This is a genomic window from Pseudomonas sp. W4I3 (assembly GCF_030816195.1).
Classification (GTDB): domain Bacteria; phylum Pseudomonadota; class Gammaproteobacteria; order Pseudomonadales; family Pseudomonadaceae; genus Aquipseudomonas.
In genome coordinates this window covers 1,971,817-1,984,051 of the sequence record NZ_JAUSXS010000001.1, presented here as the reverse complement: position 1 = coordinate 1,984,051, position 12,235 = coordinate 1,971,817, and the positions used below count along the sequence as shown (strand labels likewise).

11 protein-coding genes are annotated in these 12,235 nt (G+C 61.2%); 6 read left to right on the top strand and 5 right to left on the bottom strand.

The window, feature by feature from the left end; all coding sequences use genetic code 11:
- Nucleotides 1–8: 8 nt before the first annotated feature.
- Nucleotides 9–386, top strand: coding sequence for a hypothetical protein (locus tag QF045_RS08990; RefSeq protein WP_306491900.1), 378 nt, complete (start codon nucleotides 9–11; stop codon nucleotides 384–386).
- Between the two features lie 131 nt (nucleotides 387–517).
- On the opposite strand, the gene QF045_RS08985 is transcribed toward QF045_RS08990, so the two are convergent.
- Nucleotides 518–727 (bottom strand): cold-shock protein, encoded by a 210-nt coding sequence (locus QF045_RS08985; RefSeq protein ID WP_065886074.1) that lies wholly within the window; start codon nucleotides 725–727, stop codon nucleotides 518–520.
- A 180-nt stretch (nucleotides 728–907) separates the two neighbouring features.
- On the opposite strand from QF045_RS08985, the gene plsB reads away from it, so the two are divergent.
- The 3 genes from plsB to QF045_RS08970 are packed head-to-tail and all read left to right on the top strand — an operon-like array spanning nucleotide 908 to nucleotide 4,577.
- Nucleotides 908–3,403, top strand: coding sequence for a glycerol-3-phosphate 1-O-acyltransferase PlsB (plsB, locus tag QF045_RS08980; RefSeq protein ID WP_306491899.1), 2,496 nt, complete (start codon nucleotides 908–910; stop codon nucleotides 3,401–3,403).
- Between the two features lie 60 nt (nucleotides 3,404–3,463).
- On the top strand, nucleotides 3,464–3,865 hold the full coding sequence (locus tag QF045_RS08975; protein WP_306491898.1) for a YbaY family lipoprotein: 402 nt from the start codon (nucleotides 3,464–3,466) through the stop codon (nucleotides 3,863–3,865).
- A gap of 22 nt (nucleotides 3,866–3,887) precedes the next feature.
- Nucleotides 3,888–4,577, top strand: coding sequence for a DUF4197 domain-containing protein (locus QF045_RS08970; RefSeq protein ID WP_306491897.1), 690 nt, complete (start codon nucleotides 3,888–3,890; stop codon nucleotides 4,575–4,577).
- A 510-nt stretch (nucleotides 4,578–5,087) separates the two neighbouring features.
- Here the strand turns inward: QF045_RS08970 and QF045_RS08965 are convergent.
- Complete coding sequence (locus QF045_RS08965) at nucleotides 5,088–8,153, bottom strand: efflux RND transporter permease subunit (protein WP_306491896.1); 3,066 nt, start codon at nucleotides 8,151–8,153, stop codon at nucleotides 5,088–5,090.
- Between the two features lie 6 nt (nucleotides 8,154–8,159).
- Complete coding sequence (locus tag QF045_RS08960; protein WP_306491895.1) at nucleotides 8,160–9,260, bottom strand: efflux RND transporter periplasmic adaptor subunit; 1,101 nt, start codon at nucleotides 9,258–9,260, stop codon at nucleotides 8,160–8,162.
- A 93-nt stretch (nucleotides 9,261–9,353) separates the two neighbouring features.
- Here QF045_RS08960 and QF045_RS08955 point away from each other — a divergent pair, with 93 nt between their 5' ends.
- Entirely contained in the window at nucleotides 9,354–10,007 is a 654-nt protein-coding gene (locus tag QF045_RS08955) for a TetR/AcrR family transcriptional regulator (RefSeq protein WP_306491894.1), read from the top strand.
- A gap of 44 nt (nucleotides 10,008–10,051) precedes the next feature.
- Here the strand turns inward: QF045_RS08955 and QF045_RS08950 are convergent, their stop codons facing one another.
- Nucleotides 10,052–10,834, bottom strand: coding sequence for a class I SAM-dependent methyltransferase (locus QF045_RS08950; RefSeq protein ID WP_306491893.1), 783 nt, complete (start codon nucleotides 10,832–10,834; stop codon nucleotides 10,052–10,054).
- Between the two features lie 96 nt (nucleotides 10,835–10,930).
- Between QF045_RS08950 and QF045_RS08945 the strand changes: the two genes are divergently transcribed.
- Nucleotides 10,931–11,551, top strand: a complete 621-nt coding sequence (locus QF045_RS08945; protein WP_306491892.1) for an energy transducer TonB — start codon at nucleotides 10,931–10,933, stop codon at nucleotides 11,549–11,551.
- A gap of 3 nt (nucleotides 11,552–11,554) precedes the next feature.
- Here the strand turns inward: QF045_RS08945 and QF045_RS08940 are convergent, their stop codons facing one another.
- Nucleotides 11,555–12,235 carry an extensin family protein gene (locus QF045_RS08940; RefSeq protein WP_373424475.1) on the bottom strand — a complete coding sequence of 227 codons (681 nt, stop codon included), beginning with the start codon at nucleotides 12,233–12,235 and terminating at the stop codon, nucleotides 11,555–11,557.

Here is a 12,235-nt window from a genome sequence, read left to right as displayed (position 1 = left end):
GAACATCCATGCGCCAACCCGATATTGAGATTTACCTGAAGGACGCCGACGTCGACCACAAGGCCATCGCCGCCTGGCTGGGCGCCGCCCTGGGCCCGTGCACCGACTGGGTCCAGAAGGGCCAGACCTACAAGTGCAAGGCCGGCAACGTGCCGGTGACCTGGCTGCCAAAAGCCGTCGGCAAGTGGAACAGCCTGTTCCTGGAAAGCGACCAGACTCCGTGGGGCGACGACATCGCCTGCGCCCGCGCCGCGTTTGCCGCGCTGAACGTTGAAGTGCGCTGCGCACCGGGGACCTGGGTCGAGGAAGAAGGCGAGGACAGCGCCGACACCTGGATTCGCATCAGCGCCGACGGTGAAGAACAGATCACCTGGAAAACCGCCTGATTCCAAGCTGCGAACCCAATCAAATGTGGGAGGGGGCTTGCCCCCGATAGCGGTGGATCAGTCGATTTATTCAGCGACTGACACTCAGCAATCGGGGGCAAGCCCCCTCCCACAGGGGTCCAGCGGTGGTCTTAAAGACCCACCACATCCTCGGCCTGCAACCCCTTCTCGCCGGTCACCACGGCGTACTCCACCTGCTGGCCTTCGGCCAATGAGCGATGACCGTCACCGCGAATGGCGCGGTAGTGCACGAACACATCCTTGCCATCTTCACGCTGGATAAAGCCATAGCCCTTGGCATCGTTGAACCACTTCACATTGCCGGTTTCGCGCGTTGTCATCTGTTCACTCCCACTGGTTTTTATTATTGAGTCGCTGAGGTTGAACTGCCGAGTATAAGACAGGTTCAAAAACCATCAACCCAACTTTACATCGCCGCTTTTTTGCCGATTTTCGGCGAATACGGCACACTACCTGCCCGAGCATCTGCCCGGTTTATTCCCACTTGAAGCAGCTCGCCTATGACCCGCTCCCCGTTCCGTCGCCTGGTGTTTGGCACCTTGCGTCGACTGCTGTACCTCTGGGTTCGCTCGGAGACGATCAACCAGTCGTCCCTAACCCTAAACCTGGACCGCAGCCGGCCGGTGTTCTACGTCCTGCAATCGCCCTCCCTGACCGAATTGGCCGTGGTCGACGCCGAGTGCACCAAGGCCGGCCTGCCGCGCCCGGTGCTGCCGGTATCGGTCGGCCCGTTGATGGAACCCGCGGCGTTCTTTTACCTGACGCCGGACCCGGACTGGCTCGGCCGCCAGGACAAGCGCGGCGCACCGCCGACCCTGACGCGCCTGGTCAATGTGCTGACCGAACATGCCGAAGAGAATGCACAAATCATTCCGGTCAGCGTGTTCTGGGGCCAATCGCCTGAAAGTGAGTCCAGCCCGTGGAAACTGTTGTTCGCCGACAGCTGGGCGGTCACCGGGCGCTTGCGCCGGTTGTTGAGCATCCTGATCCTCGGTCGCAAGACCCGTGTGCAATTCTCCGCGCCTATCAATCTGCGTGAATTGATCGAGCACAATAAAGGGCACGAACGCACCGTAAGGATGGCCCAGCGCATCCTGCGTGTGCACTTTCGTAACCTGAAGACCGCCGTGATCGGGCCCGACCTGTCTCACCGCCGCAACCTGGTAAAGGGCCTGGTGAACATGCCGTTGGTGCGCCAAGCCATCGCCGATGAAGCCGAGCGCGAAAAAATCTCGCCGGAGAAAGCCAAGGCCCTGGCCCTGCGCTATGGCAACGAGATCGCCTCGGACTACACCTACACCGCAATCCGCTTCCTGGAAGTGGTGCTGAGCTGGTTCTGGAACAAGATCTACGACGGCATCAAGGTCAACAACATCGAGGGCGTGCAGCAGGTTGCGCAGGGCTACGAAGTAATCTACGTGCCGTGCCACCGCAGCCATATCGACTACCTGCTGCTTTCCTACCTGCTGTTCAAGAACGGCCTGACCCCGCCGCACATTGCCGCCGGCGTCAACTTGAACATGCCCGTGATCGGCAGCCTGCTGCGCCGTGGCGGTGCGTTTTTCATGCGCCGCACCTTCAAGGGCAACCCGCTGTACACCTCGGTGTTCAACGAATACCTGCACACCCTGTTTACCAAAGGCTTCCCCGTCGAGTACTTCGTCGAAGGCGGACGCTCGCGCACGGGGCGCATGCTGCAGCCCAAAACCGGGATGCTGGCGATCACCCTGCGCAGTTTTCTGCGCTCTTCGCGCATGCCTATCGTGTTCGTGCCGGTGTACATCGGCTATGAACGCGTGCTGGAAGGTCGTACCTACCTCGGTGAACTGCGCGGTGCGAGCAAGAAGAAAGAGTCGATCTTCGATATTTTCAAAGTGGTGGGCGCGCTCAAGCAGCGCTTCGGCCAGGTCGCGGTCAACTTCGGCGAGCCGATCAAGCTGGCGGAATTTCTCGACAACGAGCAACCGGATTGGCGCGCTCAGGAACTGGGCCCGAACTACAAGCCGGCGTGGCTGAATGAAACCACCCACCGCCTCGGCGAGCGGGTGGCGCGCCATCTGAACGAAGCCGCGGCGGTGAACCCGGTGAACCTGGTGGCATTGGCGCTACTGTCGACCACCCGCCTGGCCCTGGATGAGCAAGCCATGGCCCGCCAGTTGGACCTGTATCTGGCGCTGCTGCGCCGCGTGCCCTATTCGCCGCACACCACCCTGCCGGACGGCGATGGCCTCGCGCTGATCAAGCACGTCAAGGACATGAACCTGCTCTCGGAACAGAGCGATGCCCTGGGTAAAATCGTCTATCTGGATGAGCAAAACGCCGTCCTGATGACCTATTACCGCAACAACGTATTGCACATCTTCGCCCTGCCGGCGCTGCTGGCGAGCTTCTTCCAGAGCAGTTCGCGCATGAGCCGCGAGCAGATCCTGCGCTACACGCAGGCGCTGTATCCGTACCTGCAATCGGAGCTGTTTATCCGCTGGCCGCTGGAGGAGCTGGATGCCGTGGTCGACCAATGGCTGGACGCGTTTGTCGAACAGGGCCTGCTGCGCTTCGAAAACAACGTGTACCTGCGCCCGGCGCCGAGCTCGCGGCATTTTGTGCTGCTGACGCTGCTGTCCAAGAGTATCGCCCAGACCCTGCAACGCTTTTACATGGCCATTTCGCTGCTGCTCAACAGCGGCCAGAACAGCATCAGCGCCGAAGAGCTGGAAGACCTGTGCACGATCATGGCCCAGCGGCTGTCGATCCTGCACGGCCTCAATGCCCCGGAATTCTTCGACAAGAGCCTATTCCGACATTTCATCCAGACCTTGTTGGAGCAAGATGTGCTGCGCCGTGATGAAGCCGGCAAGCTGAGCTACCACGACCTGCTCGGCGAGCTGGCTGAAGGCGCGGCCAAACGGGTACTGCCGGCGGACATTCGCCTGTCGATCCGCCAGGTGGCGTTGCATCGCGTCGATGGCGCGGCCGAGCAAGCGGTGGAACCTGCGTAAACCCGCTAGATTGAACAAGGCGCCGGGCAGTTGCCGGCGCCGTTGAAAAGGAGCTGCACCATGAAAAAAATCATTCTTCTGGGCCTCACTGCCCTGCTCGGAGCCTGCCAATCCATGTCCCCTGCCCCCAAGGCCAGCCTGGACGGCGAAGTGTTCTACCTGCAACGCATCGCCCTGCCGCCTACCGCGACCTTGAGCGTCAGCCTGCAAGACGTGTCGCTGATGGACGCCCCCGCCGTGGTCCTGGCCGAACAGAAAGGCCCGGTCAAAGGCCAGGTGCCGCTGCCGTTTCACCTGAGCTATGACCCGGCACACGTCAAGCCTGGCCACAGCTACTCGGTCAGTGCTCGCATCGAAGTGGACGGCAAGCTACTGTTCATCACCACTGAACGTCACGCCGTGCAGCTTAACGGCCAGGATCAACAGCCACTGCGCTTGCGCGTCGACGCTGTAGCCCACTGAACTCAACCACAAGGAAGCGCCCATGCTCCGTAACCCTCTTCGCCTCACTGCCCTGCTCGCCGGCCTGCTGCTCGGTGCCAACGCCATGGCGCTGGACCTTGGCAGCCTGTCCCAGGGCGACGCCAGCGGCGGCCTCAAGGACGCTTTGACCCAAGGCGCACAGATCGCCGTGAAGCAACTGGGTACGCCCGGCGGTTTCAGCAATAACCCCGACGTGAAGATCGGCCTGCCGGGGAAGCTCGGCAAGGTCGCTGACAAGCTCAAGATGTTCGGCATGGGCGATCAGGTCACCCAGCTGGAAACCAGCATGAACAAAGCGGCGGAAACCGCCGTTACCCAGGCTCAGCCGATTCTGGTCAATGCCGTGAAGAACATGAGCGTGACCGATGCCAAAGGCATCCTCAGCGGCGGCCAGGACTCCGCCACCCGGTACTTGAACACGAGCAGCCGCGAACAGATCCGCGCCAAATTCCTGCCCATCGTCAAGGCCGCCACCGACAAGGTCGGCGTGGCCCAGCAGTACAACGCGCTCGCCGGCAAGGCGGCTGCGTTTGGCGCAGTGGACGCCAAAAGCGCCAATGTTGAAAATTACGTGACCGAACAGGCGCTGGATGGCTTGTTCAAAATGATTGCGCAGCAGGAAGAAACGATTCGCAAGAATCCCGCAGCGGCAGCCACCAGTTTGGCGAAGAAGGTGTTCGGCGCGCTGTAATTCCTCGACGACACCGCTCAACTACTGCGCCAAGGCCGCTTGTAAAGGGCTTTGGCGCAGTGGTTTCAAGCCAGGGTGCTTAATGGCTCAACGAAACAGTGAGTACAAAACTCTGGTGGGAGACTGATGTTCATTGAACGTCGGATGGGACGGATAAGGCCGCCCATGATGTGGTTTGGCAGGTGGGTTATGACCATAACGAAGTCCGTGGTGATGACCCGAGTACCCATGATCAGGCCTGTGCGGTTTTGCGGCACCCACTTCATGGCGCGGCAGATTGCTGCCCAGCAAGGCCCCGAGAAACGCCCCTTTGAAAGCCGCAATCGCGGTGAAAAATGACATATGAAACTCCATAAGCTCAGTGAAACAGCCCCGGCCGCCCTATAGCGATACCGAGGCTCCTGCCTGTTCATCAGGCATCTCTGAGTGGAGCGGCAGGCGTCGGCGTTCCACATGGCTGCGTGCCTATTTGCATCAGCGCGTAAACCAGCTGCGCGTGGTATCGATCAATCACCCAACCTCCTTCCTGACCCTGAACCAGGCCGCGTACAACGCCGGCAAAAACAGCAGGGTCAACGCTGTCGCCACAATCAGCCCGCCCATGATGGCAACCGCCATCGGCCCGAAGAACACACTGCGTGACAGCGGAATCATCGCCAGTACCGCGGCGAGTGCGGTGAGCACGATCGGCCGGAAGCGTCGCACGGTGGCTTCGATGATCGCCTGCCAGGGCGCCAGTCCCGCCTTGATGTCCTGTTCGATCTGGTCGACCAGGATCACCGAGTTGCGCATGATCATCCCCGACAGCGCGATGGTGCCGAGCATCGCCACGAAACCAAAGGGTTGACGAAACACCAGCAGGAACAGCGTTACGCCGATCAAGCCCAAGGGTGCTGTGAGAAACACCATGGCTGTGCGTGAGAAGCTGCGCAGTTGCAGCATCAGCAAGGTCAGCACCACCACGATGAACAATGGCACGCCGGCTTTCACCGAGTTCTGTCCGCGCGCCGAATCTTCGACGGTGCCACCGACCTCCAGCAAATAGCCGTCAGGCAACTCGGCGCGCACGCCTTCGAGGGTCGGCAGAATCTGCTGGACCAGGGTCGCAGGTTGCTCCTTGCCGTAGATATCGGCGCGCACGATCACCGTAGGCAGGCGGTTACGGTGCCAGATGATGCCTTCTTCAAAACCATACTCAAGGGTGGCGATCTGCGACAGGGCCACACTTTTACCGTTATCGGTCGGCACGGACAGGCTGGACAGCCGCGATAACTCAGTGCGCTCATGGACCGTGCCGCGCAGGAGAATTTCGATCAACTCGTTATCTTCGCGGTACTGGCTGACCGTGGAGCCGGTCAGGGAGCTTTGCAGGAACTTCGACAGGTTGGCGGTGCTTACGCCCAGCGCGCGGGCGCGGTCCTGGTCGATATTCAGATAAACGATTTTGCTCGGCTCTTCCCAGTCCAGATGCACGTTGACCACGTGAGAATTTTCGCGAACCTTGATCGCGACTTTGCGCGCCAGGGCGCGGACTTCTTCGATGTGCTCGCCGGTCACGCGAAACTGGACTGGGTAGCCCACGGGCGGGCCGTTTTCCAGGCGGGTAACGCGCGAACGCAGGTCGGGAAACTGTTCGTTCAGCGTTTCGATCAGCCAGGTGCGCAGGCCTTCGCGTTCTTCGATGGTGTGTGCCAACACCACAAATTGCGCAAAGCTGGCAGCCGGCAGTTGCTGATCGAGGGGCAGGTAGAAACGCGGCGAACCGGTGCCCACGTAGGCCACGTAGTTATCGATGCCGGCGTGTTCCTTAAGCAGGGTTTCGAGGCGTTTGACTTGCTCGGCCGTATCGCTCAACGACGCGCCTTCGGCCAGTTTCAGGTCGACCATCAATTCCAGGCGACCCGAGGCCGGGAAGAACTGCTGCGGCACGAAACGAAACAGCCCCACCGAGCCGATAAACAGCAGCAGGGTCAGGACGATCACCGTCTTGCGCCGTTGCACGCACCACTCCACCAGACGCCTGACACGTTGATAGAAGGGCGTGCCGTAGGGGTCAGGCCGATCCGAGCCGTGTTTGGCGGCATGAATCTTAGCCAGGTCCGGCAGCAGCTTTTCGCCCAGGTACGGCACAAATACCACTGCGGCGACCCATGAGGCCAGCAATGCAATGGTCACCACCTGGAAGATCGAACGGGTGTACTCACCGGTACTCGATTGCGCCGTGGCAATCGGCAAAAAGCCCGCAGCGGTGATCAACGTGCCGGTCAGCATCGGGAATGCGGTGCTGGTCCAGGCGAAGCTCGCGGCCTTGAGCCGGTCGTAGCCCTGCTCCATTTTGATCGCCATCATTTCCACGGCGATGATCGCGTCATCCACCAGCAAGCCCAGGGCCAATACCAGCGCGCCCAGGGAGATTTTATGCAGGCCGATGCCGAGGTAATACATGGTGGCGAAGGTCATCGCCAGCACCAACGGAATCGCCAGGGCCACCACCATGCCGGTGCGTACGCCCAGGGAAAAGAAGCTCACCAGCAGCACAATGGCCAACGCCTCAGCCAGCACTTGGACGAATTCGCCGACACTGGTTTTCACCGCTGCCGGTTGGTCCGAGACCTTGCGCAGCTCCATGCCTGCCGGAAGATTCTTCTGCAATCGTGCGAATTCGTTTTCCAGCGCCTTGCCCAGCACCAGGATGTCGCCGCCATCACGCATGGCCACGGCCAGACCGATAGCGTCAGCACCCATGAAACGCATGCGCGGTGCAGGCGGGTCATTGAAACCACGGTGGATATCGGCCACATCGCCGATGCGGAAAGTGCGGTCGCCAACGCGGATAGGAAAGCTGCGGATCGCTTCCACGGTCTTGAAATTGCCGGACACCCGCAATTGCACCCGTTCGGTCGGGGTCTCAAAGAAACCGGCGGTCGAGACCGCGTTCTGCTCCTGCAAGGCCTGCTGCACAGCGGCCAATGGCAGGCCGAGGGTGGCGAGCTTGAGGTTGGACAGCTCGATCCAGATCTTCTCGTCCTGCAGGCCGAGCAGCTCGACCTTGCCCACATCCGGTACCCGTTGCAGCTGAATCTGGATACGGTCGGCGTAGTCCTTGAGCACGGCGTAGTCGAAACCATCACCGGCCAGGGCGTAAATGTTACCGAACGTGGTGCCGAACTCATCGTTGAAAAACGGCCCCTGAATATCCGGCGGCAAGGTCTGGCGAATATCGCTGATCTTCTTGCGCACCTGGTACCACAGCTCGGGAATCTGCGCCGAGTGCATGGAGTCGCGAGCAATGAAGGTGACTTGGGACTCACCGGGGCGCGAAAACGAGACGATGCGCTCGTACTCGCCCGTCTCCATCAATTTTTTCTCGATGCGCTCGGTGACCTGGCGTGAGACTTCCTGGGCCGTGGCGCCCGGCCAGTTGGTCTTGATCACCATGGCCTTGAAGGTGAAGGGCGGGTCTTCGCTTTGCCCCAGCTTGGTGTAGGACAAGGTGCCGACCACCGCCAGCAGGATCATCAGGAACAGTACGATCTGGCGATTACGCAACGCCCACTCGGAAAGATTGAAACCCATCGGGGACTACTCCTTCGCCGCCAGATTCACCACGCGGTTAGCGCGATCCACCGGCCGCACTTGCTGGCCCTCATGCAGCACGTGCACACCCGCGGCGATGACCCAGTCGGTGGGTGTCAGGCCTTCGAGTACCGGCACGGTCTTCTCGCCAAACGCGCCGATGCGCACGGGTGTGCGCTTGAGGGTATTGTCCGGCGCCACACGCCAGACGTAGGACGCGCCGTCCTGCGCACTGAGGGCCGACAGCGGCACCGACAGGGCAATCACACCGTCAGCCTGTATGAATACGCGGGCGCTCTGGCCGAGTTCCGCCGCCGTTTTGCCCTCCGTGAAAGCCACCCGTGCGGCGAAGGTGCGCGACTTCGGATCGGCGGCGGGCGAGAGCTCGCGGATGCGCCCGGCAAAGCGTTGATCCGGCTGGCTCCACAACTCAACCGACACCGGCTGGCCAACCTTGAAGCGAGCGAAGCCTTGCTCGGGCAGGCTGATCAACACTTCACGCTCGCCATCGGTGGCCAGGGTGAACACGGTTTGGCCCGCGGAGACGACCTGGCCCACTTCCACCGCGCGCTTGGCGACGACACCGTCCTGGGGCGCGCGCAGCACAGCGTAGCCGGCCTGGTTGCTGGACACGTCGAATTCAGCCTTGATCTGCTTGAGGCGTGCAACGCCTGATCGATAAAGATTTTCAGAATTGTCGTACTGGGACCGGCTGACCATCTGACGGTCCATCAGGGTCTTGTAGCGGTCACGTTCGGCACGCACCAGGCTCAGGTTGGCCTCGGCGGCGGCCACTTGCGCACGGGTGGCTTCCAGTTGCAGGCGCACATCTTGCGGGTCCAGCTCTGCCAGTGGCTGGTTGGCCTTGACCCGCTCGCCCTCCTCCACCAGGCGCTTGCTGACTTTGCCAGCGATGCGAAAGGCCAGGTCCGGCTCATAACGGGCGCGCACTTCGCCTGGGTAGCTGTCCATTGCCTGCGCCGTAGGCTGGGGTTGCACCACCATGGCCGGGCGGACGGTGGTTTGAGCCGCTTCCTCATGGCCGCAAGCGGCTAACAGGAAAACCAGACTGACAGGCAACGCAAGGGGCAGGAAAGTACTGCGCATGCTGTAGGACCTTTCGCAAATGAAGCTAGGAATTATTATACTGGCCGGTATGTTATTAATACCAAACTCAGCAGTCCAGTATTAAAGGTGCAAATGTCCGACAATCCTGTAAACACCAGCAGCCCCGGGCGTCCCAAGGACATGGCAAAACGCCAGGCAATTCTCGATGCCGCGAAAATTCTGTTTTTGAGCAATGGCTATGCAAGCACCAGCATGGACGCCGTGGCGCTGGAAGCGGGCGTGTCGAAACTGACCGTCTACAGCCACTTCACTGACAAAGAAACCCTGTTCACTGCCGCCGTTGTCGCCAAGTGCGAGGAACAATTGCCGGTGATGTACTTCGAGCTACCCGAAGCCATGCCCGTGCAAACCGTATTACTGAACATTGCGCGCGGGTTCCATCGGCTGATCAACAGCGAAGAATCGGTGAACCTGCATCGCCTGATGATGACCACCGGCAATCAGGACGTGAAACTTTCACAGATCTTCTTCGAGGCAGGGCCGATGCGCATGCTGCAAGGCATGGAGCGCCTGCTCAGTCGGATCGACCAGAGTGGCGCTCTGAGCATCGACAAACCCTTCAAGGCTGCCGAGCACTTCTTTTGCCTGCTCAAAGGCACGGCAAACTTCCGTCTGCTGTATGGCTGCGGCGGGCAGTTGAGTGAGACGGACGCCGAGGCCCATGTGCAGGAGGTGGTGGGGTTGTTTATGCGGGCGTATGGGCGAGGAGAAGCGGCAAGTGGTTAGCTGCAAGCGGCAAGTTGAGCGCGCTTTTGCTTGCAGCTTAAGACTTAAGGCTTGAGTGCTTTTTTAGGATAAATGTCATAGCGACTGGACTTGCCCTCCAGCGCGTGACTCGGCTTGGGCCCCTCGATGCACGGCGCCTTGCGCGGGCGCTTGACCACCACACGATGGCTGGCCAAGGCCAGGGCGGCAGCCAATAGTGCCGGAGCGTCCGGGTCGTCACCGACCAACGGCCGAAACAGGCGCATTTCCTTCTTCACCAATGCCGTTTTCTCACGATGCGGGAACATCGGGTCGAGGTAGATCACCTGCGGCGGCTCGCCCTCCCAATTGAGCATCACGTCGATGGAGTTGCCCTTGAGCAGCTTCATCCGCGCCACGATCGGCGCCACTTCAAAATCGTCCGCAGCGCGTGCCAGGCCGTCTTCAAGCAGAGCGCCAATCAGCGGCTGACGCTCGACCAGGCTCATGTCACACCCCAGGCTGGCCAGCACGAAGGCGTCCTTGCCAAGGCCCGCCGTGGCATCAAGCACGCGTGGGCGAACGCCTTGGGCGATGCCCACAGCCTTGGCGATCATCTGCCCACTGCCGCCGCCGTATAGTCGCCGGTGCGCCGCGCCGCCTTCGATAAAGTCGACTCGCACCGGGCCCGGCGCGTCAGGCCCGAGCTGTTGTAATTGCAGGCCCTGTTCCCCGACCTGCAGGGAAAAATCCGCATCCGCAAGGTGCACAGGCAAGCCAAGCAGCGCCGCCCACTGCTCGGCACGGGCCTGGAATCCTTCGGCCAAAGCCTCGACCCGAATGCGGCTGGCCGCTGGTTGTTCGCTCATCAATCGCTACGCTCAAAAATATTAAGGATCGGCAAACAGCGGCCGATAAAAACAACAGTCAGGTATTTTGCCAGAGCTGAGCGTCGACCGAGAAAAATGTCAGACATTCTTCCCCTAACCATCGGTGTACTGCCGACCCACAACCACTACGGCCTGCGCAATACTCAAGCGCTGGCCGGGGTGAGCCATGTGTGGCAGGACTTCTTCGCCCGCGCCCTGGCCGAGCAGCTCGGCGCCACGCCGGGCGCGCTTGCCGCCACGGCATCTGCAGCGAAAGATCCCGCGGTGGAGCCCAGCGAAGGCGCCGACCTGTTGGCGCAGATTCTCACCCAGCGTGGGTGCGACGTGAAAGACACCGAGATCGCCCCGCCTGAACCGCTGTTCCTGCCGATCGCCGAATTCGAGACCGAGTTGCTGCCACCCGCGGCAGCGCCCTTCGCCGATGAAGAAATCATCGCCCAGCAACGCCAGCAGCATTTCGAAAGCGGTTGGGTACGGCCGATTGTCCTGAATGCGGGCAACCCCGTGGCTGAACCCGGCCCGGCGCCACAACCTCGCCCACTGCACCTGCCGATTGCCGAGTTCGAGCTGGACTTGCTGCCACCGGCCGCGACGCCCTTCACTGAAGAAGATCGGATGGCGCAACAGAAGGCCCTGGATTTTGACTATTACTGGGCACGCCCGCTGATCGCCAACAACCTGCGCCTGGCTGCCTGACCCTTAGCGACACACCCACCAGCCTCCCATATCCAGGTGGAAATGGTTACGGTGCGCGGCGTTATAGTCCGGGCTTAATACCCCATTGAACGCGTGACAGGCGCTGTCACGCACCTGACGCAGAAACCGTGCGTCAGCGCCTTCCCCCGGCCACCCCTTGAGCACACTGATACTGCGTCCATCGGCCAGGCGAAACCCGGCGATATCCAGGGCATTGGCCGAGGCGTGCTGGCTGAGTCGGCCTTCGGCGCGGTTGTAGATATTGCGACAGGCGAAACTGCCCAAGTGGTCGACTCGCATCACCGCCTGGCCGTATATCGCCTGAGCGGCCGGTTGCACGCTATGGCGTTCGAACAAGGCAAACGCTACCGCCAGTGGGCAACTGGCCAAAAAGCTGCTGCTCAAGCCAACCTCCGCGCCCTGTACCCTCAACGTGTTGCGCAACGGGCAGGCGGCGCCGGCGGGCGAGTCCGCCTGACGGCTGACGCGCAATCCCGAAGTTTTCAGCACTTGATCGCACAGAACCGGATCATCCTGCAGCCGCCCCAACTTGTAGCGCGTCAACAGGTTCGGACTGGCGCCCACATCCAGCGGCGCCCAGGGGTTCCACTCATTCGGAAACGGCACCCAGCCTCGCCACACACCTACGGCGACAACGCCGCCGAGCAACAGCAACACGCCCAT

What these genes read in the sequence shown, in the direction of transcription:
- QF045_RS08955 (WP_306491894.1), top strand. Translation starts at nt 9,354, where the DNA reads ATGTCCGACAATCCTGTAAACACCAGCAGCCCCGGGCGTCCCAAGGAC.
- QF045_RS08970 (WP_306491897.1), top strand. Translation starts at nt 3,888, where the DNA reads ATGCTCCGTAACCCTCTTCGCCTCACTGCCCTGCTCGCCGGCCTGCTG.
- QF045_RS08950 (WP_306491893.1), bottom strand. Translation starts at nt 10,834, where the DNA reads ATGAGCGAACAACCAGCGGCCAGCCGCATTCGGGTCGAGGCTTTGGCC.
- plsB (WP_306491899.1), top strand. Translation starts at nt 908, where the DNA reads ATGACCCGCTCCCCGTTCCGTCGCCTGGTGTTTGGCACCTTGCGTCGA.
- QF045_RS08945 (WP_306491892.1), top strand. Translation starts at nt 10,931, where the DNA reads ATGTCAGACATTCTTCCCCTAACCATCGGTGTACTGCCGACCCACAAC.
- QF045_RS08985 (WP_065886074.1), bottom strand. Translation starts at nt 727, where the DNA reads ATGACAACGCGCGAAACCGGCAATGTGAAGTGGTTCAACGATGCCAAG.
- QF045_RS08975 (WP_306491898.1), top strand. Translation starts at nt 3,464, where the DNA reads ATGAAAAAAATCATTCTTCTGGGCCTCACTGCCCTGCTCGGAGCCTGC.
- QF045_RS08990 (WP_306491900.1), top strand. Translation starts at nt 9, where the DNA reads ATGCGCCAACCCGATATTGAGATTTACCTGAAGGACGCCGACGTCGAC.
- QF045_RS08965 (WP_306491896.1), bottom strand. Translation starts at nt 8,153, where the DNA reads ATGGGTTTCAATCTTTCCGAGTGGGCGTTGCGTAATCGCCAGATCGTA.
- QF045_RS08940 (WP_373424475.1), bottom strand. Translation starts at nt 12,235, where the DNA reads ATGGGCGTGTTGCTGTTGCTCGGCGGCGTTGTCGCCGTAGGTGTGTGG.
- QF045_RS08960 (WP_306491895.1), bottom strand. Translation starts at nt 9,260, where the DNA reads ATGCGCAGTACTTTCCTGCCCCTTGCGTTGCCTGTCAGTCTGGTTTTC.